At 47.1% G+C, this 23,664-nt stretch carries 21 protein-coding genes, 1 tRNA gene and 1 pseudogene; 15 read left to right on the forward strand and 8 right to left on the reverse strand.

The features are described 5' to 3' along the window. Positions 1-244: 244 nt before the first annotated feature. Positions 245-979, forward strand: a complete 735-nt coding sequence (locus GSO_RS13365) for an ABC transporter ATP-binding protein (RefSeq protein WP_010493047.1) — start codon at positions 245-247, stop codon at positions 977-979. Then, entirely contained in the window at positions 972-2,588 is a 1,617-nt protein-coding gene (locus GSO_RS13370; protein WP_010493049.1) for a hypothetical protein, read from the forward strand. Before GSO_RS13365 ends, GSO_RS13370 begins: the two co-directional genes overlap by 8 nt. Positions 2,589-3,109: 521 nt before the next feature. Here the strand turns inward: GSO_RS13370 and GSO_RS13380 are convergent. Continuing rightward, positions 3,110-3,394, reverse strand: coding sequence for a hypothetical protein (locus GSO_RS13380; RefSeq protein ID WP_010493053.1), 285 nt, complete (start codon positions 3,392-3,394; stop codon positions 3,110-3,112). 386 nt (positions 3,395-3,780) lie between these two features. Between GSO_RS13380 and GSO_RS13385 the strand changes: the two genes are divergently transcribed. The 3 genes and pseudogenes from GSO_RS13385 to GSO_RS13390 all read left to right on the forward strand — a co-directional run bounded on the left by GSO_RS13385 (position 3,781) and on the right by GSO_RS13390 (position 8,276). Then, on the forward strand, positions 3,781-6,315 hold the full coding sequence (locus GSO_RS13385; RefSeq protein WP_010493055.1) for a M1 family metallopeptidase: 2,535 nt from the start codon (positions 3,781-3,783) through the stop codon (positions 6,313-6,315). A gap of 158 nt (positions 6,316-6,473) precedes the next feature. After that, positions 6,474-6,662 (forward strand): annotated as a pseudogene (locus GSO_RS18700) (hypothetical protein); the annotation flags it as partial. Between the two features lie 171 nt (positions 6,663-6,833). Further along, complete coding sequence (locus tag GSO_RS13390; protein ID WP_010493056.1) at positions 6,834-8,276, forward strand: amino acid permease; 1,443 nt, start codon at positions 6,834-6,836, stop codon at positions 8,274-8,276. A 55-nt stretch (positions 8,277-8,331) separates the two neighbouring features. Here the strand turns inward: GSO_RS13390 and GSO_RS13395 are convergent, their stop codons facing one another. The 3 genes from GSO_RS13395 to GSO_RS13405 form a co-directional block, all read right to left on the reverse strand. Continuing rightward, positions 8,332-9,666 carry an MFS transporter gene (locus tag GSO_RS13395; protein ID WP_010493058.1) on the reverse strand — a complete coding sequence of 445 codons (1,335 nt, stop codon included), beginning with the start codon at positions 9,664-9,666 and terminating at the stop codon, positions 8,332-8,334. Between the two features lie 73 nt (positions 9,667-9,739). Next, positions 9,740-10,240: a YagU family protein gene (locus tag GSO_RS13400; protein ID WP_010493062.1), complete on the reverse strand. Its 501-nt coding sequence runs from the start codon at positions 10,238-10,240 to the stop codon at positions 9,740-9,742. 160 nt (positions 10,241-10,400) lie between these two features. After that, the gene (locus GSO_RS13405) at positions 10,401-11,294 is read right to left on the reverse strand and encodes a LysR family transcriptional regulator (RefSeq protein ID WP_010493063.1); all 894 of its coding nucleotides are present in this window, start codon (positions 11,292-11,294) and stop codon (positions 10,401-10,403) included. Positions 11,295-11,448: 154 nt separating this feature from the next. Between GSO_RS13405 and GSO_RS13410 the strand changes: the two genes are divergently transcribed. The 9 genes from GSO_RS13410 (at position 11,449) to GSO_RS13450 (ending at position 20,100) form a co-directional block, all read left to right on the forward strand. Further along, entirely contained in the window at positions 11,449-12,315 is an 867-nt protein-coding gene (locus GSO_RS13410) for a sugar phosphate isomerase/epimerase family protein (RefSeq protein ID WP_010493065.1), read from the forward strand. Positions 12,316-12,420: 105 nt separating this feature from the next. After that, entirely contained in the window at positions 12,421-13,254 is an 834-nt protein-coding gene (locus tag GSO_RS13415) for an SDR family NAD(P)-dependent oxidoreductase (protein ID WP_010493067.1), read from the forward strand. A gap of 94 nt (positions 13,255-13,348) precedes the next feature. Beyond that, positions 13,349-14,218, forward strand: coding sequence for a shikimate dehydrogenase (gene aroE, locus GSO_RS13420; protein WP_010493069.1), 870 nt, complete (start codon positions 13,349-13,351; stop codon positions 14,216-14,218). A 27-nt stretch (positions 14,219-14,245) separates the two neighbouring features. After that, positions 14,246-15,463 carry an MFS transporter gene (locus GSO_RS13425; RefSeq protein ID WP_010493071.1) on the forward strand — a complete coding sequence of 406 codons (1,218 nt, stop codon included), beginning with the start codon at positions 14,246-14,248 and terminating at the stop codon, positions 15,461-15,463. An 18-nt stretch (positions 15,464-15,481) separates the two neighbouring features. Then, positions 15,482-16,381, forward strand: a complete 900-nt coding sequence (locus tag GSO_RS13430) for a shikimate dehydrogenase (RefSeq protein WP_010493073.1) — start codon at positions 15,482-15,484, stop codon at positions 16,379-16,381. Positions 16,382-16,745: 364 nt separating this feature from the next. Then, positions 16,746-17,576 (forward strand): homoserine O-succinyltransferase, encoded by an 831-nt coding sequence (locus GSO_RS13435; RefSeq protein WP_010493075.1) that lies wholly within the window; start codon positions 16,746-16,748, stop codon positions 17,574-17,576. Positions 17,577-17,756: 180 nt separating this feature from the next. Beyond that, complete coding sequence (gene cysK, locus GSO_RS13440) at positions 17,757-18,686, forward strand: cysteine synthase A (protein WP_010493076.1); 930 nt, start codon at positions 17,757-17,759, stop codon at positions 18,684-18,686. Between the two features lie 295 nt (positions 18,687-18,981). After that, entirely contained in the window at positions 18,982-19,665 is a 684-nt protein-coding gene (locus tag GSO_RS13445) for a rhomboid family intramembrane serine protease (protein WP_010493078.1), read from the forward strand. A 363-nt stretch (positions 19,666-20,028) separates the two neighbouring features. Next, positions 20,029-20,100, forward strand: a tRNA-Arg gene (locus tag GSO_RS13450). A gap of 127 nt (positions 20,101-20,227) precedes the next feature. Here the strand turns inward: GSO_RS13450 and GSO_RS13455 are convergent. Both GSO_RS13455 and GSO_RS13460 read right to left on the reverse strand, forming a co-directional pair. Beyond that, complete coding sequence (locus tag GSO_RS13455) at positions 20,228-21,397, reverse strand: site-specific integrase (protein WP_003569067.1); 1,170 nt, start codon at positions 21,395-21,397, stop codon at positions 20,228-20,230. Between the two features lie 112 nt (positions 21,398-21,509). After that, positions 21,510-21,770, reverse strand: coding sequence for a hypothetical protein (locus GSO_RS13460; protein WP_003573997.1), 261 nt, complete (start codon positions 21,768-21,770; stop codon positions 21,510-21,512). An 89-nt stretch (positions 21,771-21,859) separates the two neighbouring features. Between GSO_RS13460 and GSO_RS13465 the strand changes: the two genes are divergently transcribed. Further along, positions 21,860-22,480: a hypothetical protein gene (locus tag GSO_RS13465; RefSeq protein ID WP_003589914.1), complete on the forward strand. Its 621-nt coding sequence runs from the start codon at positions 21,860-21,862 to the stop codon at positions 22,478-22,480. Here the strand turns inward: GSO_RS13465 and GSO_RS13470 are convergent. Both GSO_RS13470 and GSO_RS13480 read right to left on the reverse strand, forming a co-directional pair. After that, positions 22,464-22,700: a hypothetical protein gene (locus GSO_RS13470; RefSeq protein ID WP_003589917.1), complete on the reverse strand. Its 237-nt coding sequence runs from the start codon at positions 22,698-22,700 to the stop codon at positions 22,464-22,466. The two genes, GSO_RS13465 and GSO_RS13470, sit on opposite strands and share 17 nt — an antisense overlap. A gap of 192 nt (positions 22,701-22,892) precedes the next feature. Continuing rightward, complete coding sequence (locus GSO_RS13480; RefSeq protein ID WP_003589919.1) at positions 22,893-23,600, reverse strand: putative zinc ribbon protein; 708 nt, start codon at positions 23,598-23,600, stop codon at positions 22,893-22,895. Positions 23,601-23,664 lie beyond the last annotated feature (64 nt).

Raw genomic sequence — 23,664 nt, forward strand, 5'->3', positions numbered from 1 at the left:
TGATTTATTTTTTGGGGTAAATCTGTTTTCTTTCATTATTTTACACCCAATAATGTCTTACCAAGCTTAGCATTTGCGGATACTGTTGTCGCTTTTAAGCGTTTCCATCTTATGGACTGATCGGGTTGCTCTTGGGAGTGAAAACAGTTATTTATCGGCATGGGTCAGGAGCCTTGTCAATGGTATGGCTGAAAATAATTTGCTATACTCAAGAAAAAATTCAGGTGGTACTGGAGGTGGCGGGATGAAAAAACTTGAAATTGCCCATTTGGATAAGGCCTTTGATCAGCAGGTTTTATTCAAAGACGCCAATTATACGTTTCAACAAGGTAAGATCTATGGCTTGCTGGGGCGCAATGGTTCCGGTAAGTCGACGTTGTTTAACATGATTGTCCGTAACCTGCCGATCGATAGCGGCACGATTGCGGTTGATTCGGATGATGGTCAAGGGCTGATCACAAATTACTCGGATACGGCAGTCGGTATGGTTTACACTCAGCCACATTTGCCGGCATTCATGACCGGCGTTGAATTCGTTGACTATTTTATCGCGATTAACCGCGAACGGCTGGACCGGATGCATACGACGGTCAAAGCGGCGGACTTTTTTGATATGGCCGGTCTGGGTCAGGCGGATGCCAACAAGTTGTTGCGCGACTATTCGGAGGGGATGCGCAATAAGCTGCAGATTGTGGTGTCGTTGATGCTGAAGCCGCCGGTGCTGTTACTCGACGAACCGCTGACAACCGTCGATGTGGTGGCGGCGCATGAGATGCAGCAAATGATCGTTGCGATGAAGGCAGATTCGGTGGTTGTCTTCTCCACTCATATCATGCAGTTGGCGCAGGCCATTTGTGATGCGGTGGTCTTGTTGCATCAGCAGCAATTAACTGAATTGACGGGGCTGGATATTCACAGTCAGGCATTTGAAGACGCCGTGATTGCGCGGTTAAGTGACGAGGTGCAGGCAGATGCGTGATGCATGGCGATATTACTGGTTTCAAGCGCAAACCGATGCGACCACCGGGGTGAATGGCATCATTTACTTTCTACGGCGGATCCCAGTTGTAGGGAAAAAGATTCCTACTAAGTGGTATCGCACCGGGGCTTTGAAAAGTCTTTTGGCCATTTTGTTAAATTTCATGATGCTGTTGACCAAGCCGGTGATAACCCTCTTGATGATGGGCTTGGCGTTCCTGGTCGGCAATGCTTACAACGATTTCATTCATCCGCTCCCAGCTGACTTCACCTTGCGAATCATGGTTGCCGTGTTAGTTTATTCGCTGGGATGCCTCATGCTGCGCGGACTGATTTTTCGGTATGCAGCGATTAATATCAAAACGATTAAGCTTGGCGAGTACTTTTCGCTGGATCGGGTTGCGTTGGTTCGGGGTACTTTGTTGATCAATCAGATCATTGCGGTTGTGATTGGCCCGTTTCTGCCGCTTTTTATTCTGGCACTTATCACCCGTAATCTATGGTTGTTGCTGGTTGGACTGGAAATGGCCATCTTTAGTTGGCGGTGGCAGGCTTTTCTGCCGCGCTTGGCGTGGTCACACCGGCAACTGGGCTTAATGGCGCAGATCGTTTACTGGGTGAGCCTGTGGGGCGTGGTTGCCGGCGTGATGATAACCGGCCAACTCGCGGCATTTGTTAACGGCGTTTTCTCACCTTTAGGATTCATGATCGGCTTGTTGGCTTTGCTGGCGATGGAATGGTATATTCACCGATTCGCTGATGATATTCCTTTCCTGATGGCATCTATCCAGCAGGCAACCATGGCTTTGGATAAGGTCGCAGCATCTCGTGATCAGCAGTTTTTGGCCGCTGGTAAGGCGATGCAGAAAAAATTGACGCTGGACACCAACACAACGATCAAGCCAACCAGCCGCTCCGGCAGTAACTATCTGAATGCCTTATTATTCGCCCGCTATCGGCAGCAATTATGGAAAAAGTTGCGGACGCGGTTGCTCTGGATTGGCGGCATTGGCGTTGCATTTTTAGTACTCATCAAACTTTTCGCTGGACAATCGGTCGGCGATTTGACATCGATTTATGGGGCCTTGTTCTTTCCAATGTACTTGTCATCACTCGGCGCACCGATCGTTCAACTCTTATTTGTTAATTGCGATTCGGCCATGTTGTACTATCCGTTTTACCGGCAACCGAAAACCATTTTGGCCGGGTTCTTCTACCGATTCTGGCGGATTGTTCAGTACAACGCAGTCACAGGCGGTCTGATTTTTCTGTTTATTTTTGCGCTGCAATTCGTTTCATCGGTACCGGATGCGGTGAACTTTTATTTGGTGTTACTGCTAGAAGTTTGCGGTATGGTGTTGTTCTTTTCCTTCCACGAGTTGTTTATCTATTACTTGATCCAGCCGTTTACAGATGACATGTCAGTTGTCTCGCCACTGTATCGGTTCTTGTACTGGGGCATGTACTGGGTGGCGTGGGTCTTCACCCAAGTGCAATTTTCCGGCTATGCATATGCTATTTTGATTGGTGTGGTGACGCTGATTTATGTGGCAATCGGCACCGCAGTGATTTATCGGGTGGCGCCGAAGACTTTCCGGATTCGGTATTGAGGCTCGCTTTGTGATGGCAAATGGTGTTGCGAGCGACTATGAACCTTCCAACGAAATCGTGTAAAAAATAATAAAAAGGCCAACCACTTCATTCGGAAAAAGGCGGTTGGCCTTAGTAGTAGACAGTGTTAATCGTTCATACAATTCCAGATTCCTGTTATCACTGCACATTGGAATTTAGAAGAGCACTACGATCTTGAGAAATAGAAGGATTGCAAAGATGAACGCTGCTATCATCACGACTAAAAAAATGAGTGAGGCCGGTCTTTTGACTTTTAGTTTGAAATAATCATAAACCAAATAGCTCAAAAAGCTGATCGGCACAACTGTAGAAGAAAACACGGTGAGAGGCAGAGGCAAACCAGAAAACAATGAATCCAGCGTGAAGTATCCGGCGATCCAAAAAGTTAAAAAAGTAAGGATGTGCCTGTAGCGTTGTTTAAAGACTTCCTTGTTTGACATTTGAATCACCTCACTTGGTAAATCCTAAAGGTATCGCTATTGCAATACATTTGGATTTATCATAGCTTGACAATCTTGAGAAACATAAGCAGTGCCAACAGGAGACCCAGTACCGCAAAGATCAAAAGGCTCAGTTTTGCTGGTCGTTTGACTTTTAGTTTGAAATATTCGTAGATCAAATATCCCATAATGAATAACGGGATGATTACCTGAACAATTATATTGAGGATTAGCGGTTTATCGGTGAAGCCAAGCGCACCTAAGAGTAAATATACGGTATTCCAATAAACAAAGAAACTTAGACCACGTTTGTAACGTTTTTGGAATACGTCATCGTTATTCATTTGAATCACCCCGCGAAAGTCGGTGCTTGGCAAAGGCTGTTAGGCAAAAAAACTGATTATATGGCGCTTTGTATACGGTTACATTATAAAGCCGATATTGTCACTTGGTCAACAATTGGTTTTACGACTTCAACCCCATCAGTTCAAGAAAATTTACAAGTTTCAAATTAAGAGGTATATGTTGTATACGAGCTGAAGATATCGTTATTTTAAATTCACTTGTTGCGGACGCATTCAAACTGATAGGTGACGTCCCGTTCAAAGAAAAACGATGCCCTAAGTCGGTGACATGTACCACAGGCTTTGGTTAAACCGGACTTTTCACTGATTAGATTCCCACACTTGGCGTATAATGAGCGTAATCTAACAATTTGAGGAGGAAAGTTATGAGCGAAGCAGCACATTTCTATGAAACTTTTCAACCGTCGCATTATGATCTCTATTTGGATATTAACCGGGAGACCAAGACCATTAGCGGCAAGACGTCGATTATCGGTGAGGCGAAGCAGCCGAACATTGCGGTTCATCAGAAGTATTTGAAGGTTGAATCCGTTGAGGCGAACAACCAAGCGGTCCCGTTTACAACCGATGATCCGGCCGAGGCCGTGCGGATCACGTTGCCAAAAGCAGGCGATGTGAAGTTGACGATTACCTATACGGCGCCGTTGACGGATACCATGATGGGCATTTACCCGTCTTACTACGAAGTGGACGGGGTCAAGAAGCAAATCATCGGGACCCAGTTTGAAACCACGGCGGCGCGGCAGGCTTTTCCGAGTGTTGATGAACCTGAAGCCAAAGCAACATTTGATTTGGCCATCAAGTTTGATGAACAGCCGGGCGAAACGGTGATTAGCAATATGCCGGAAGTGCGCGAAATCAATGGCGTTCATTATTTTGACACCACGGTGCGGATGTCGACCTATCTGATTGCGTTTGCGTTTGGTGAGTTGCAAAGTAAGCAGACCACGACGAAGAGCGGCGTTAAAATCGGCGTTTTTGCCACGAAAGCGCACAAGCCTAACGAACTGGATTTTGCGTTAGATATTGCTAAGCGCTCGATTGAATTCTATGAAGACTTTTATCAGACGCCTTATCCGCTGCCGCACTCCTGGCAGCTGGCATTGCCGGACTTTTCTGCCGGTGCTATGGAAAACTGGGGGCTGGTGACATATCGGGAAGCGCTGTTGACGATTGATCCGGATAACACGTCGCTGGAGACCAAAGAGCGCGTCGCCACGGTCATTGCCCATGAGTTAGCGCATCAATGGTTTGGCGATCTTGTAACTATGAAGTGGTGGGATGATCTCTGGTTGAACGAAAGCTTCGCCAACATGATGGAATATGTCGCGGTGGACGCGTTGCAACCGGACTGGCACATCTGGGAAGCTTTCCAAACGCTGGAAGTACCAATGGCGTTGCAGCGTGATGCCACTGATGGCGTGCAGTCGGTTCATGTGCAGGTTGAAGATCCGGCTGAAATCGATTCGCTTTTCGACAGTGCCATTGTTTACGCAAAAGGGGCGCGGATGCTGGTGATGGTCCGTGCGTTGATTGGTGACGATGCCTTGCGTGCTGGTCTGAAAGCTTACTTTGAAGCGCACAAGTTTGGCAATGCCGCGGGTGCTGATCTTTGGGCAGCGTTGGGTCAAGCGTCCCATCTTGACGTTGGCAAAATCATGCAGTCGTGGCTGGAACAGCCAGGTTATCCGGTTGTAACCGCCGCGGTGGTGGATGGCAAGCTGACCTTATCGCAGCAGCAGTTCTTCATCGGCACAGGCAAAGAGGTTGGCCGCCAGTGGCAGATTCCGTTGAACAGTAATTATACAGTCGCACCGCAGATTTTTGCCGATAAGCAAGTGACATTGGGCGACTATGCACAGTTGCGTCAAGACAGCGGCAAGCCATTCCGGGTTAACGTTGGTAACAACTCCCATTTCATCGTGCAATATGATCAAACGCTGTTAACCGATATTCTGGATCACCTTGACCAGCTGAATGCGATTGATCAGCGTCAGATCCTGCAAGATTTGCGGCTGTTGGCAGAAGGACGGCAAAATTCATACGCTAATATTGTGCCATTGTTACCGCGTTTTGCCGAAAGTCACAGTGCCATTGTCATCAATGCCTTGTATCGGGTTGCCAATGATTTGAAGCAGTTTGTGACACCTGATTCCTCAGATGAAGCCCAGCTGAAAGCATTCTTCGATCAGCTCAGTGCTGGGCAATTTAAGCGTCTTGGCTGGTTGCCGAAGCCAGGCGAAACCAATGATGATCAATTGACGCGGCCATATGTGCTAAGCATGGCACTTTATGCTAAGAACGCTACGGCCATTGCGCAAGGTCACGACCTTTTCACAGCTAACAAGGATCAATTGCTGCAGTTGCCAGCAGACGTGCGGATGTTTGTGCTCCAAAACGAAGTGAAAAACTTTGGGACCACCGCCTTGTTCGATCAGTTATTGACAGCCTACAAGCAGACGACGGATTCAAGTTATAAGGCAGACATTCTCGCTGCCTTAACCAGCACCCCGGATAAGGCCTTGATCGGGAAAATTGTTGATCAGTTCGAAAATGCCGATACAATCAAGCCTCAGGATTTACGCTCATGGTTCCGCGGCGTGTTGAACAACCATGTCGGCGAACAGGCTGCATGGGACTGGATTCGCAAAGAATGGTCATGGCTGGAAAAGACGGTCGGCGGCGACATGGAATTTACCACCTATATCACCGTAATTGCCGGCATCTTCCGAACCGCAAACCGGCTTGACGAATTCAAAGCATTCTTCGAGCCTAAACTACCGACGCCAGGGTTAACTCGTGAAATCACGATGGACACCAGCGTCATCGCCAGCCGGGTTGATTTGATTCAGGCCGAGCAACAGGCAGTTAATGGGGCGGTTGCTAAGGCGGTTAAGTGAAGCTGATTCGCGAATAATGAGTAGAAAATAGCTATAAACAGGCTAGCGTTACAATTCGCGGTTTCAGTATAGAGACAAGCATATTTCCAAGAATTTTTTGGGGGTGTGCTTGTTTTTTGTTCGAGCAATAGTGACTTGTTAGGGTTTTTAAGATATTAGTGCCAAAGCGGAGCAATCGGAGGCCAGATGGGGCTCAGCTGTGAAATTGGCCTTAAACGGGCGGTTTTCCCGTTTTAGGCCAAGGCCGAGCTTTGAAACCGCGGTTTTTGCGGGTTCAAAGTCGTGCCCACAGCGTTCCAGCACCATCTGGCCGGAGATTGCGGAGTTTGGCACGGCAAGAAAGCTATTGCCCAAATTTTTGCGTTTTGAAACCCGTCCATGGCGAAAAAGCAACTGCCTTTTTAGAAAAATCTAATCCATATCTATACATTTTCACGGGAAATCGGGGCTGCTAAACCGGTACACTGGAGAACAAATTCCTGTTTTTCCAAAGGCGGGATTTGTTTGGAGGGATTTTCGTGGCAGACACTAAGAAACAACTGCGCTGGTATAACGTGGCTTTGATTGCCTTCGTCTCGGTCTGGGGCCTTGGCAATGTGTTTAACAACTATGCACAACAAGGCCTGTCCGTTGTGACCAGCTGGATTCTGATTATGCTGATTTACTTCGTGCCATATGCCTTGATCGTCGGCCAGCTTGGTTCAACCTTTAAGGATCAGGCGGGCGGCGTTAGTTCCTGGATTAAGGAAACCGGCAGCGTGCGGCTGGCTTATTACGCTGCGTGGACCTACTGGGTAGTACACATTCCGTACCTAGCCCAGAAGCCGCAAGCGATTTTGATTGCGCTCAGCTGGCTTTTCAAAGGCAACGGTAATTTTGTCAACACCGTATCATCGATGACCGTGTCGCTGATCTGTCTGGCACTGTTCTTGCTTTTCTTATGGCTGTCATCGCGCGGGCTAACAACGCTGAATCGCATCGGCAGCATGGCCGGTACCGCGATGTTCCTGATGTCGATCCTGTTCATCATCTTGGCGGTCACGGCACCTTTGATGGTCAAAGGCGTTCATGTGGCCACGCCGGACATGGGCGATTTGCACACTTACTTACCGAAATTTGATTTGAATTACTTCACCACGATTTCCATGCTGGTCTTTGCCGTTGGCGGGGCGGAAAAAATTTCGCCATACGTCAACAACACCAAACATGCGTCCAAGGAATTTCCGTTGGGCATGCTGGTCCTTGCCGGCATGGTTGCGTTTTGTGCCTTGCTAGGATCTTTTGGCATGGGCATGTTGTTTGACAGTCACCATATTCCGACTGATCTCATGTCTAATGGCCCATACACTGCGTTTGCGATGCTTGGCAACTATTACCACCTGGGGAATATCTTTGTCATTCTCTACGCCATCGCCAATGCGCTTGCTTCGATTTCAGCTTTGGCCTTCTCAATTGATGCCCCACTGAAAATCCTGCTGAGTGACGCCGATCCGCATTTTATTCCTAAAAAACTACGGCGGATCAACAAAAAAGGCACGCCGATTAACGGTTACTGGATGACCGGGATTCTGGTCAGCATTCTGATTATTGTGCCGGCGTTGGGTATCGGCAACATGAATGAGTTATACAAATGGCTGCTGAACCTGAACTCGGTCGTGATGCCACTACGTTATCTCTGGGTCTTCTTAGCGTATTACCTGCTTAATCGCCATCTTGAGAAGTTCCAAGCAGACTACATGTTAGTGAAAAACAAACACGCGGGCATGCTCATTGGCGGCTGGTGTTTCTTCTTCACCGCTTTCGCCTGCTTACTGGGGATGCTGCCGAAAATCAGCTATCTGAGCGATCCCGGCACATGGTGGTTCCAAATGGGTCTCAACGTGATTACGCCGGTGGTGCTCTTGGCATTGGGTCTGGTTTTGCCAATGTTGGCCCGGCGCAACGAGTTAACCACGGAATAAACTGCGATATGAAAAAGGATCTGCTACCGAAGAGGGTGGCAGATCCTTTTTTGACCTAAAGATGATGTTCGCGAATCGCGGTCAACATTTTCTTTTCAGGGTAAAAGTGAATGAGCAGCAGCAAGGTGCCGTAAAGCAACAGGGGCAGCCAGACATAATTCAAATCAATCATGCCAAGGGTTGCGGCATTTTGGCTGGTGTTTGGAACATAACCGGTGAGGTCGAACAAGCCAGCGGTGACGAGGCCGCCGATACCCAGCCCGAGGTTGACCCCAAAGTCGTTGCTTGAGGCGAAGAAGCCTTCAGCTTGGGCGCCGAGGGTGATGCCATAGCGAATGGTGTCAGCTAACATGATGGAAACCAAGCCGACGATCATGCCTTGACCGATGCTGTTCACTAGAATGCCGAAAAATAGCAGCCACAGCTGGCGCAGGTACACGCCCCCGGCAATCACCAATTGTCCGGCCAAGCCAATCAGCATTCCCAGACGCATGGTGTGCTTGTTCCCATAATGTCCGGCAATGCTAATAATCAGCAAGACGCCGATCAATGATGAAAACGTAAAACTATTGGCCCAGGAAACCAGATTCTGATTGTGCAACGTGTATTTGAAATAGTAAACCGTCGTCTGGTTCTTGATCGCCGTCAGCAGCCAGTACGTGAAAATGACACCTGACAGAATCAGCCACGGCTTGTTGCGCACCGCGATTTTGGCAACTACGCGGAAAGGTTGGTGGGCGATTTTTTTCTGGGTAAAACGCTCACGAATATGCACAAAGGTGTTCAGAATTAATAGTAGTGAAATGCCGGCAAACAAAGCCATGGTTAAAAGAAAGCCGTGCTGATCATTGCCGCGGCCGAAAAACGCCACTAGCGGTAAGGTGAACACAGCTACAATAATCTGAACGGAACTGCCGAAGAACTGGCGGATAACCCCGAGCAAAGTCAGTTCCTGTTGATTTTGGGTTAGCGTCGGCAGAACCGAGGTGATTGGCAGGTTAACTGCGGTGTAGAGGAACCCTAAGATGAGATACGTCGCATACGCCCACAGCAGTTTACCATTAGCCGACCAGTCTGGGGTGACGAAGGTGAGCACCGCAAAAACGGCATAAGGCAGTGCGTACCAAAGGAAGAACGGCCGGCTTTTACCAAAGCGCGAGTGGGTGTGGTCGATCATCAAACCGACCACCGGACTTTCGAAAACATCGGCAACGCGGGCGATCAGGAACAGCAAGGCGACCGCGCCGGCACTCAATCCGTAAATGTCCGTGTAGAAATACAGTAGATAGGTTGTCATCACCTGAAAGACCAGATTATCAGCCGCGTCGCTCAGGCCGTAACTGATGCGTTCAGGCCACTTTGTTTGTTGTGCAGTCGGCTTTTTTTGCATCCGCAAACCTTCTTTCGTGGATAACTGACACGAAACATGTACGACTGCAATCTTCGGGTGTTAGCAGTCGATTTTAATCATGCTTTTCCCGCAACATGTCACTGATCACGATTTGGTTAACCGTATTCCAAACCATGTGCCCAACGGCTTCGGACAAATGTTCTTCGGCCGGTTGATCTTTGGCAGGCGGGACGATTTTTAATGCAGGCATGGCCCAAAGATGAGCGCCGGCCCACACGCCAAGTCCCCACATGCTGCCATAGCCCAATTTAAACAACGGGACATAATGCCCGGCAACGGCATAAAGCGCACCGATGCTTGACGAAAAGCCAAAGTGAACCAAAAGACTAACCCAAGGAATCTGATGGCCGGAATACGTGTAAGTGGCATGAGTTTCCGCCGGGGTGAGGCCGTGCTGCTGCAAAAATTGTTGCGGCGGATTGGTGGCATCACGTTCCGGTGTTCGCGGTGGTAAAATATTTTCCCAACCCAACTTGACAAGTCCTGATACTAAGCCCGCAACGGCCCCAACCGCTGCGAGTTTTAAGACAGATGACTGAGTTTGTGTACGCATATATGCGACCTCCCTAGATGAATGCGTCAAGAACTTTAACACTTCTATTTTAAAACAGCAGTACGGTTTTGGCATGCGTAGATAACAAATTGTAAGTGTTTTTTGCCAGATGGCTAAGGAGCCCATTGCTGTTGGGGGATGGCGGTTTGATCAGCAGATATTATTGGCGAATGTCGGCATGATGCGCGTGGACAAAATCAATAAAGTCAGTCGCAGCAGGGGACTGATAATGGTCTTTTAAAGTGGCCATGTAGAATATCCGCTGCCAGGTGGGGAAGCTAAGTGGAATGATTTTGACTGGCAGGGTTTTAAGAATGGGCATGTTGGGCACCACCGCAATACCAAACCCGTTGGCAACCAAACCAGCCACTGCTTCGTCCTCTTCAATTGCATACACGCTGTGAGGCTGGCCGCCGCATTCGGCAAAAAGCTGGCGAATAATCGGGGCCAGCCCGCTTCTTTTCGAGAAAGTGACCTGATCGAAGTCTAGGGTCTCACTGAGTTCAATGCGCTGATGAGTTGCTAGGGGATGATCCAGCGGTGTGATGACAACGAGTTCTTGCGATGCAATCGGAAAATAAGCAATATCCTCTTGTTCGTCAACCTTTGAGCAAAAGCAAATGTCATAATTTTTAGAGCGTAATCCTTGAATAATTTGTGGTGATAAACCATTTTCGTTCGTGAATTCGAAGCGGGCGTCATCGTGGCTTTGCTGCAGAAAACTGCGAACAATGCCGGGAACCCAGCGTGTGCTCAGGGTGCGTAAGGCAGCTAACTTAATGACCGTTTGCTCCGTGTTTTGGTGTTGCAGCTGTTCAATGCCACTGTCGAGAATGGTGAGTGAATGCTCGACGATTCGGCTGAACTCACGGCCTTCTGGAGTTAAGACAATATTACGACCTTGTCGGACAAACAAAGCAAGGCCGAGTTCATCCTCAAGCCCGTGAATAGCGTTGCTAAGACTGGGCTGGGTAATGTTCAGTTGACGCGCTGCCTGGGTGTAATTCTGTAACTTAGCTAATGTGATGAAATAGCGCAAGTGAAAAAGGTTCATGATTTGCCTCCAGAGTGTCTACAAAACGAACAATAGCTTCCAGCTATAAACGACCCCATTATAATGAATTAGAAGTCGCTTGTGCAACCGCATACAATTTAATTTGTAAATGAAATTGAAAAAATAATCACAAATGAATTTGGGAGGCATTATCATGACACTTGCACATCCGATTACAGTCAGTTCATGGACATTAGGCGACCAATGTACTTTTGAAGATCGCGTCAAAGCTGCCGCAAATGCGGGCTATGACGGGATCGGCTTACGGGCTGAGACTTACGTTGACGCGTTGAATGAAGGCTTAACCGATCAGGATATTCTCGACATTTTAGACCGCTATCACATCAAGTGCACAGAGGTAGAATACATTGTTCAATGGTGTGAAGAACCGCGGTCTTATGAACAAAAATATAAGGAACAAACGTGCTTTCACATGTGCCACTTGTTTGGCGTTGAACATATCAACACTGGTTTGATGGAAAGTTATCCGGTTGATTTTACAGCGAAGAAACTTCAACAGTTGGCTCATCGTGCGGCGCTCGCTGGCAACCTTATCATTGCGCTGGAGCCGATGCCATACAGCGGCATGCCTGATTTAAAGAAGACTTGGGCCATCCTTCAAGGTGCCGGGGCGCCAAATGTCATGATGCTTTTGGACATGTGGCACTGGGTACGGGCCGATCAGCCATTTGATCTGCTAACCAAGGAACAGGCCAAACGCGTCATTTCGATCCAGCTTGATGATGCTTACAAACGTCCGTATGCCAAGAGTATTTTACGCGACGAATCGATGCATGATCGGCTCGCACCGGGGACTGGGTTTGAAGACCGCACCGAAAAATTCATCAACATGATCAAAGATGTTGGCGTTGATCCAAAAGTGATCGGCGTTGAAGTTATCTCTGATCAGTACATGGCCAAAGGGATCGACTGGGTTGCTAAGTATACGTACGACAATACTGTTAAGACTTTGCAAGCAGTTTGGCCGGAGATTTTAAAACCAGCTGTGGCGGCTCATTAGAACTAGTAGGTTAACTACTCAGAATGAAAGATCGTAAGCTTTAAAGCCCAATGCAGAGGCGTTTTGGTTCTGGTTGGTTTCACAGCGTTAAGGAGGAAATTTTTCATGGCAGATTGGCTAGGTTTAAAAGATAAAGTTGTGGTCGTGACCGGTGCAGTTGGCGGCATGGGCACCCGTTTTTGCGAGGCATTTGCCGAACATGGGGCCAATGTTGTTTTGGTGGACATTAAGAAAGATGCCATTGAAACTGCTGCTAAAGCTTTAAGTGAAAAGTACGGGGTTCAGACGTTGCCACTGGCGACCGATACCACGAATGAAGATGAAGTTGATGACGCAGTAAAAGCCGTTGTTGCAAAGTTTGGGCGGGCCGACATTCTCGTGAACACCGCCGCAATTTTACGATTTGCCCCATTTGAAGACTTACGTTTAGACGAATGGAAGACGGCATTGAACATTAACTTGACGGGCTATTTTCTGATGTCGCAACGATTCGGTCGTCAGATGATTGCCCAACATCATGGAACGATGGTGCATATTTCGACTGTTGCGGCGGTATTTCCTGAGACATACAGTGGTGCTTACAGTACCACTAAGGCTGCGGTTAACATGCTATCCAAGCAAATGGCGGCAGAGTGGGGCCAGTTCGGCATTCGCAGCAATTGCGTCATGCCATGTCTGGTGAAGACGCCGATGTCCGCTGACTTTTACAAGGATCCGAAAGTGTTGGATGGCCGCGAACGGCTGGTTGCCAGTCGGCGAATCGGTGATCTGGACGATATCACAAATGCTGTCTTGTATCTGAGTAGTGAACGCTCAGATTACACAAATGGCGGTGAACTGCGGGTCGATGGCGGCCTCGGCATCATGATGCAGGATATGATCCCTAAGCCAGGCGGTCGCCGGGAATATGCGGTCAAAGCGCATCAAGCTAAAAAGTAATTGTGGTGGCACGGAAGTAACTTGATCGCACAGCCGATCAGGTTCTTCTTTTGAAATTATTCGTGAAATTATGAACTTAGTGGAGGCATTGATAATGGAAACTTGGATTTCCGGAACGACTGGTTTGTTGTGTTTGCTTGGCAGTCCGGTTGGCCATTCTGGCTCACCGGCGATGTATAACTTTAGTTTTCAAAAACAAAAAATCGATGCGGCTTATCTTGCTTTTGATGTCAAAAAGGACCAAATGCCTCAAGCATTGGATGCGATGCGTCTGTTCAAAATGCGGGGCGGCAATATCACGATGCCATGTAAGAATGTCGCGGCAACCTTAATGGACGAACTTTCACCGGCCGCCAAGATTATCGGTGCGGTCAATGTCGTGGTGAATGATCATGGCAAATTGATCGGCCACATCACGGATGGCATTGGTTTTGTCCGTAACTTAAAAGAACATGGCGTGGCAATTAAAGATAAGCGCTTGGTTGTTTTGGGCGCAGGTGGTGCTGCGACAGCAATTCAAGTACAAGCGGCTTTAGATGGTGCACGTCAGGTGACCATTTTTAATCGGCAGGATGAGTTTTATCCGCGCGCGGAAGCAACTGCCAAAAAATTAGCCAAGGCCGCGCCGGATGTGGAGGTGATGGTTGAGCATTTGGAAGCTACCGATAAGCTCAAAGCAGCCATTGCCGCCGCGGATATCCTCGTCAATGCAACCACAGTCGGCATGAAACCTAATGACGGCGAGTCACTGGTTAATCCCGATTTTCTCCGTCAAGATTTGGTTGTTGCCGACACGGTTTACAATCCATTGAAAACCAAATTGATCGAGGACGCAGAAAAAATCGGTGCCAAAGTTGCGCCGGGTAAAGGCATGCTGCTCTGGCAAGGTGCGGCCGGGTACAAATTATGGACAGGGCAGGATATGCCAGTGAAGGCTTATCAAGCGTTTGAAGCTGGGCAATAAGGCAGCGTAACGGAGGCAAGTTGAACGATGAAAACCAAACATAATCATTTTTTGCCAGGTGCATTGGCACTCTACTTTTCCTACGCGATGTTAGGCATTGCCTCGTCTATCCTGAGTCAGTATAAGGCGCAGTTCGCGGCTAACTGGGGTGCCCAGCAATTGAGCAATGGCACGATTGATGTCAGCATGGTGGTCTCCCTGATTGCGGCGTTTGGATTAGGCCGCCTGATTGCCTATCCATTTGCCGGGCCGGTGTCGGATCATTTTGGCCGGAAAGTTTCCGGAACGATTGGCATTGCGCTGTATGTCGTTTTCTTTGTGGGCATCATCATGGTGCACCAGTTCTGGGCAGCTTATTTCATCGGCATTCTTAATGGGATGGCAAACTCGTTTCTGGACACTTGTGTTTCGCCGAGTCTCATGGAGATGTTTCCCGAGTCCGCTTCGATTGCAAATTTGTTGACTAAGTTTGCAGTCGTGGTTGCCCAGTTTGTTTTGCCGTTCTTTATTGGCGGAGTGGCTGCGGCAGGGCTTTCTTTTCGAACGATTTTCATCATCTGCGGGGTGGCATTGGCGGCAGATGCGCTCGCCATCATGGTCTTCCCGTTTCCCAAGCGCGAGAAGCCACAGCTTAATGCCACCGGTTCGCCTGAAAAAATGCATTTCTCCCTAGGCTCGATAGCGGCCATTTTAATCGGCTTCACCAGCTCGACCACGTTCATGGTTTGGTTAAACTGCAATCAGGAACTGGGCTTGGCGTATGGCGTCAAGAATCCGGCAACACTGCAATCGCTGTATGCAGTTGGCGCCGGCATCGCCGTGTTGTTGACCGCCCGCTTCATTAAATCCGGCCTGAAGGAAAGCACAGTTTTGATTCTCTATCCGGCAATTGCCGTGGTGATGCTTGCCTTATGCTATTTTGTCCAAACGCCGACGATTCTGTACATTGGCAGTTTCGTGATAGGCTACGCTGCAGCTGGCGGCGTGTTGCAACTTGCAACTTCAACCACCATCAATTTCTTTCCTAGCCACAAGGGAACGGCAACGTCACTGGTCATGATTGCCTCAAGCATTGCTAATTACGCAGTGCTTTCCGCAGCAGCTGGTTTGACCAAGGCCTTCGGGGATGCGGCGCCGCGGATGATTATTCTTTTGAACATTGGGATTACGATCATCGGCATTGGTTTAGCGTTGATTGTGAAAGCGCAGGAAAAAAGAGTGCTAGAAGTTGCACGGGCACACTAAAAAATGGAGGGCTTCAGGATGTCATTAAAAGATGAAATCAATGGTCATACAGCTTTGGCAGGATTATTCGCCCATCCTGCCGGGCACTCGTTATCACCAGCGATGTACAATGCAACATTTGAAAAATTAGGGCTCAACGACGCGTATCTGTCTTTTGACGTTGATGTTCCGGAACTTGCCCACGCCTTGCAAGCCATGCGCAGCCTACATTTTTTAGGCGGTAACCTGTCAATGCCCAATAAGCAAAAGGCGATACCGCTATTGGACAAACTTTCACCGGCTGCGAAGTTAATCGGCGCAGTGAACACCATCGTCAATGACCATGGCGTGTTGATCGGCCACATTACCGATGGCACCGGGTTTATGCAAGCTTTACGTCATGACGGGCTGGATATTCGCGGTGAAAAAATGACGCTAGCCGGTGCTGGTGGTGCGGGGACAGCGATTGCGATTCAGGCAGCCTTAGATGGTGTCAGTCAAATCAACATTTTCAATCGCCGCGATGCATCTTGGCAAAATGCCCAGCGCAACGTTGCGATTATCAATGACCAGACACAAGGACACGCGGCGTTATTTGCGCTTGATGATGAAGCCGCGTTAAAAGCCAGCATCGCCGATTCAGCGATTTACGTTGATGCAACGCCGGCAGGGATGAAGCCGCTGGAGCACGTTAGCAATGTTCCTGATGGCGAATGGTTCATGCCAGAGACGATCGTGTTTGATACGGTTTATGCACCACGTGAGACCAAACTCATGCAAATCGCTAAGCAGGCAGGCGTCAAGCACGTCTACAACGGCATCAATATGTTAATCAATCAGGGGGCGGCCGCATTCCATCTATGGACCGGACTGCAGATGCCGGTTGATGATATTCGCGAAACGGTGTTTGGTGAGCCGGCGCTTGCCACGCACGCGTAAATGGACTGGTATTTCAATCGCTATAGCAGAAAATCAATATATTAATAGAAAGCTTGATGCATCAAGGCCGATGCTATCGGGCTTTTTTGCTTGAGATCGTCAACTAATCGAACAAAAAGAATTTACGAATATGTTAGCGCAAAAGGTTGTTATTAGCCTTACATTTAGTTAGTATATAAGTACTGAAAGGGAGGATACTATGAAAAACCTCATTGCATTTAATCGATGTTGGTACTGTGTGACTGATCAGGGTATCCCCCTGATGTGTCCGGGCAAGTGACGACGCGCGACAGTTTAGTCCGCGGTCATGCGCAAAGCTTCTTTTAAGGTTGACTCGTTACTATCATGAGATAGGAGGTGAATCTTGACAAAATCGCCACTCAAGATCGGTATTTTAAACGTCATGCATGATAAGGCCGATACCAAAACTCGGCTGCAACACGTTTTGACGCGCACTGAGATTCCGGTTGAATTGCATTTTTATTACCCCATGACCCATTACGCAGGACGTGATGTGCCAAAAGCGGTCAGTTCGATTTTAGACCCACTGGATATTCACGAAGCGGCGACAATGGATGGGTTCATCATCACGGGCTCGCCGATTGAAACCTTAGAGTTCGATCAAGTGCACTATATTGCCGAGGTGCGGACGCTTTTGAAAACGCTGGGGCAGCATGTACCGAATCAACTCTATCTTTGCTGGGGCGGCATGGTAGCACTGAATTATTTTTTTGGTGTCAGTAAGCTCATTCTTCCTCACAAATTGTTTGGCGTTTACCCGCAAACGATTCTGGAACCGCATCCGCTTCTGCAAGGCTTAAAAGATGGTTTCAAAGCACCACATGCGCGTTATGCCGAGATGGATGTTCGGGATATTCGCAATGACCCGCGATTAACGATCAACGCGACAACGACAAAAGGTAAATTGTTCATGGTGACGGAACCAACCGGCACCCAGACCTTTGTCTTTTCGCATATCGAGTACGATCGGTGGGGACTGGATGCGGAATATCACCGCGAAATCGCCGCGCATCCCGAGATCGATTACGCGCGTGCTAAACACTATTACCATCACAAAAACGATTATGATCATCCGAAGTTTAATTGGAAAAAAACGCAGCGAACGATTTTTGACAATTGGGTTCGGCATGTTGCCGACCATCGTAACGAAGATCGTTCAATTCCGAAACGATAAAGCACGAACCGGCTCCTGACCGCGCCGGTTCACGCTCACATTAACGCGTTCACCGGCGCAGGAGCCTGCATGTAAGGACCTTGGTCGCAATGGCCTGAGCCCGGGCCATCACGCCCAAGGCCACTTACACTCCGGCTCCTGACCGCGCCGGTTCACGCTCACGAATATGGAGGCTTTAATATGGTCACAGCAGCAGATAATATTACAGGTTTGATTGGCAACACCCCGTTACTCAAGTTGAATCGCGTTGTACCTGAAGGCGCAGCTGATGTTTATGTAAAGCTTGAATTCTTCAATCCCGGTGGTTCTGTGAAGGATCGGATCGCGCTGGCAATGATTGAAGATGCTGAATACAAAGGCGTTTTGAAGCCCGGCGGCACGATTGTCGAACCGACTTCCGGTAACACAGGCATTGGTCTTGCTTTGGTTGCGGCAGCAAAGGGTTATCATCTGATCATCACGATGCCAGAGACCATGAGTGTCGAGCGCCGGGCGTTGATGCGCGGCTATGGAGCTGAATTGATTTTGACCCCGGGTGCAGACGGCATGCCGGGCGCGATCAAAAAGGCCGAGGCACTCAGCAAAGAAAACGGCTACTTCCTGCCAATGCAATTTCAGAATCCAGCCAACCCAGATGTACACGAACGTACCACCGGCCAGGAAATCATCCGGTCATTTGACGGCGGCACGCCGGATGCGTTTGTCGCAGGCGTTGGGACAGGCGGCACATTAACCGGTGTCGGCCGGGCTTTGCGTAAAATCAATCCAAACGTTCAGATTTACGCTTTGGAAGCAGCCGAGTCACCAATGCTCAAAGAAGGCCATGGCGGCAAGCACAAAATCCAAGGCATTTCGGCCGGCTTCATTCCCGATGTCTTGGATACGAACCTCTATCAAGACATCGTCGAAGTGACAAGTGATCAGGCCATCGACATGGCGCGTCACGTCAGTCATGAAGAAGGCTTCCTGCCAGGCATTTCAGCCGGCGCCAACATTTTCGGCGCCATTGAAATTGCCAAGAAACTCGGCAAGGGCAAGAGCGTCGCCACCGTTGCACCGGATAACGGCGAACGGTATCTGTCGACAGATTTGTTTAAGTTTGATGATTAAGGTCAGTGATGCCGTGCTTAGCTAAACGATGCGTAGGTAGTGGCGCTGTGGGTGCCAATCTTTGACACTTAGAAGAGGTTAAAAACGTTCAATCCTTTGATATTAAAGGGGTTGGGCGTTTTTTGCTTTGGACTGTTTTCATTCAAACTGTCTTCTGACCATTGTCTGGCTAAATTGTCCGTTGTCGGAAGAAATAAGTTTTGCAATACCTTTTTAACACAGCCTTTGATTTTCTACACAAATAAACGTACGGTTAACTTACCAAATATTAAACAACCATATGGAGTTTGTAATAGTGATTAAGAGAACCGTCACTAGTCCTGTGCTTCCAATTCTTCTCATTTCATGGACCATTTTCGGACTGACTTCGCACTATGAAAGTATTAACCAGTTAAGTATTGAGGATTTTACAAACATTCCCAGTATCACAGTATCCTCATTATCTCAATGGTACCATGCGTTAACCAGCATTTTCCTAAGCAATTACGGCTTCTCGGAACTATTCTCAAATAGCATTATGCTTATAGTGCTTAGTCTGGTTACTTGCAAAATAACTAGCTACTCTGAGTTTCTTCTTACATTCATCATCACCGGTACAGTGGGTAACTTATTAGCCGACTTTTTCATGATTCACTTAAGTAACAATCAGGTCGCATTGCCCGGCTACTTAAGTACTGAAGGACAGAATGGATATATAGTCGGCATGTCTACAGCACTATTTGGACTTTTGTTTTACACGGTGATCATATATGCTAAATCAACTCAGGGAAAAACCAAGAGCAAAATAGACCTCTTTATTCTAACTTTTTGGTTATTTGTCTGCTTAGTTCCTTGGTCTTATCCATTTTTTGAGGGAGAAGCCTTTAATGCGAGTGACTATGTCCATATGGGCGGAGGCTTAGTTGGGGTGCTGTTAGGGATCACAGTTACATTCTTTAAAAAATTCGATCAGTCTACCCCAAGCTATACAAATAATTAGTGTCCGCTGTCAGAAGAAATAAGTTGACGCAGCAGTTTAAGAGATGGTAATTTAAACGTAGCAAACGGAGTGCTGGCTCCTATATTAATCTGAAATTCTTCCACGGTGAAAATACGTGCGGTTGGCAGGCAACGGAAAAACCTGAAATTAGTCCCTGACATAAGTGCAGGTGGTTGGCAGACAACAGAAAAACCAGTAGCGCCTGGTGGGTTAACCATCGGGCTTTTTTAATTCAAATCGCAATTAAAAAGGTTTGACGGATTTAAGCTTGAAAAGCCGATGATTCTCTGCCGGATTCTCTCACCAGCAGAGCCGATTAAAGTCAACACCACTACGTCAAACGCGCTATAATAAAACTTGTAAGTCTCCATGGTGCAATGGATAGCATAATGGTCCTCGAAACCACAGATCCGGGTTCGAATCCCGGTGGAGGCATTATTTAGCTTTCTTTAGGTTATTTTAGCTTTTTAAAAAGCTTATGTATCAGCATTTACAGCAATTTAGGTATCTTTAGAGTTACTTTGTTTTTATTTTTCGGGGGACAAAAAGGGGACAAACACAATCATAGCTGATCCATGAATAACACGGCCTTATGTGCTTCTTGTTTTCTCTGTGAGTCTAACAAATGACCATAGACTTTCATCGTAATAGTCACGTCTGAATGACCCAACCGCTTTGAAATATAATAGATGTCGACGCCTTTGCTGATCAAGTAGCTGACGTGGCTATGACGCAACCCGTGAAAGGTGATCTGCTTATCTTCAGGGATCCCAGCTTTGTTCTGAATGACGTGCAGGGCTTTGTTACATGCGCTGTCTGTAATCACGTTGTGACGTGGATCACGCATAATCATCTGGTCTTCGTCACGATATCCAGTACGAAGATAAGATGCTGCTTGTTCCTGATGGATCTTATTAAGAAGCTCAATGACGCTGGGCGATATCTCAATGTCGCGAACTGACGAATCAGTTTTAGTTGGTTTGAATCCTGTTCCATACAAATGATCCCAAGAACGCGTAACGTGAATGACGCAGAGCTTAGTATCGATGTCAGGCCAAGTTAAAGCCAACACTTCAGATATTCGCATGCCAGTCATCGAGCCAATATAAACAGCAAGCGCCCCGATATTGCGGTACGAAGCCCGTTCAATAGCAATTGCTTTAACCTTAGCGAAATCACGGCTGTCTAGCACCTTTACTTTCCCACTAGAGCGCACGCCTGATGTCTTCGTTCCAAAGGTAAAATCAGAAAATAGAATGCGTTCATTGATTGCCGCTTTTACCATCCCACGAACATAGCTGTTCATCTTGGTAACGATATCTTTCGAACGCTCACGTGGCCGCTTTCGTGTGGTTTTCTCCTTGCGATCTTTGCCAGCAGCAAAATCGTTAATAAATTTCTGCCATTCGATAGGTCGAATAGAATTAAGCTTTCGGCCATCAAATCGGCTCTTTAGGTGCTTTCTGAAAAGTTTGTAACGGTATACAGTGTTGATTGACTTGCCATTGATTCGGTATGCTTCAGCCCATTGATCCCAATAATCAAGTAACAGAACGTCTTGTTTTGATGGATCGCCACCACGTTTGAGGTCATCTTCTACAGCTTCCGCAGCATCTTGCGCAGATGATTTAAGCCGATACCCGCCGTGTGAAGCAACCAGCTGTTTACCGGCGGAGTCCGTATACTTAACCCGGTATTCCCAATATTTGCCGCGTTTCCTAAATGTTGCCATGCGAATTGCCTCCTTTTCTGGTAAAATCGAGTATACAAAGAGCCTTATGACTCCGAGTATTTGTTAGGCGTCTACCCGTTCACTTTGGTCGGTGGGGTAGGCGCTTTTTGCGCTATTTCCTGCCTGCTTTTTTCTTGTTAAGTGCCTCGTTTACGTTACTGAGCGGAATATCTTTGATGAATCGTTTTTCTCTAATTCTAGAAAAGGGGACAACGATCTTGTCGTTTAGTTCTGTTTTTTCTTTATCAGTGAAGACTTCGGTGTCTGAAATGTCTAGGAGAACTGAGTGCTCATATTTTTTGATCGGTTCTCCTTCAAAATTTTTCCAAGTTTTTTCGCCAAACTTATAAGAGATTACTGTAATTGGTTTCATAGGCTTTACCCCCTACAATCTGTGTGGCTTTTTGTGATATAATTAAGTGAATGAAATTCATGCAAAAAGAAATTAGGTGAGTATAAATCATGGAAATGCAACAACTAATCTTAGCGGGTATCCCTGGGTTCTTGACTTTCATATGGCTCGATAAGCTAGATGCTATTCATTTCGATTTGCCAGCAAGACAGGCAGATCGTACTATCGCTTTGATTCTGATATCTATGCTGAATGCTGCTGGTGGCCTCGCAATTTACCAGCAAATCTGGGGAACAGTTGGTCGCAGCTTCTGGAGTGAATTTGGCCTTTTCGTAGTTACGCTGATTTTGTCTGTTCCATTAGCCTTCACTTACTATTTCTTAATTAAGCTAGGAAATTCATGCCTGATATGGATACAAGAACAATTTCACGTTGCCACCGTATTGCCAGGGTCGCCGCTAGTTGAGGCATTAAAAAATAAAGAATACAGTGAGGAAAAGCTTGTCATCATTTTCGACTTTAACGACAAGCTTATCTCTAGTGGTTACGCCAATCGCCTACCTGGAAGCGACGACCCAACTCAACAAATCGGGTTGATGACATATGGACAGGATTGGACCGTGAAATTGGCACAGAAAAAATATGATGAGTCTCCACAAAACAGTGAACAAATCATTGACTTCGACCGACAATTGAAAATTTATATTATCGGAATCAATCCTTATTCTTAGAAGATGCCGAATCCGGCATCTTTGGTTTGGGGGGAACAGGGTCTTTGTGAACTAATTTGATTGAACGATTTTGTACATTTCTGTCAAAAAAGAGGCCGGATTTTTTATCTGGCAAACTTTTAGCTTTATCTGAGTTGTCTTTTTGCAATTTCTTTTCCTCCACATAATCTAATTGCTCCTCGACCACAGCGGCCGGGGTTTTTTTGTATCCAGCCAACACTCAGTTAAACTGCTCGACATTTTGATCATCGTCTTGATCACTAGCGCAAGCGGTTGTTGCGCCAGCCAACAAAACAATGAGTAAGATGGCAACTATCTTTTTTAGCATGATGACTCACATCCTTTACTTGGTATGTGGCACAAGCCCCACTCTCCGGCTTGCACGGAGACGCCGCTTGCGTTGGGGAAGGGACTAAATAAGACCGAACAGTATAATTATTATAATAATTGGTATTGTGCATCCTAAAGTCATCGCACAACCGAAGTCGCTAAAAAATTTCCCGGTTTTGTCAACTGATTGTGAAAACTTATCAGCACCATTGGCAACTTTTTCCCATGAATTGATTGGCATACCGTTCTGATGTTCACCTGGATAAATTATTTTAGCCCCGCAGTTGGGGCAAAAGCGCTCGCCTTTAAGCTGATGTTTACAATTCAGGCAATAAGGCTTTCTTTTTGCTGCGTACATTTTTTTGCCGACTTCAGACCATTCTTCACCGGAATTATTGTTGAGCGTCTTAGCTGGTTGCTGATCTTCGGCGATAAGTTTTAAAGTTACTGGGGCTCTATAAGTTTTGACAGTAATAGAACCATCGCTTCGTGTACTTGTTTGTTTATATGTCCCCCCGTGTATAGATACCCACAGTTCCACTTTGTCATTTAGATACAAGGCTGAGAATGTTTTGACTTTGTCGTTCGGTATCTTTCCAATGAAGTACTTAGTTTGCCTAATTTCGGCATATACTTTCCCATCAATATCGACTGAAACTGGTTGATTTAAGGCAGCAAACTTACTTAGTTGCCATATCTTATTTTCAAAAGCAGTATCAATAATTTCGGAGTTGCCGAGACCATCATATGCTTGCCCTGCATCAACCTGGTCTTCCGGTAACAGATTCATTCATTCAGAAATCTGAGAGTCTTGAGTATCTAATAATGTGCATATTTTTGTCATAATCCAACAT

Source organism: Lacticaseibacillus zeae DSM 20178 = KCTC 3804, assembly GCF_000260435.1.
GTDB classification, from domain to species: Bacteria; Bacillota; Bacilli; order Lactobacillales; family Lactobacillaceae; genus Lacticaseibacillus; species Lacticaseibacillus zeae.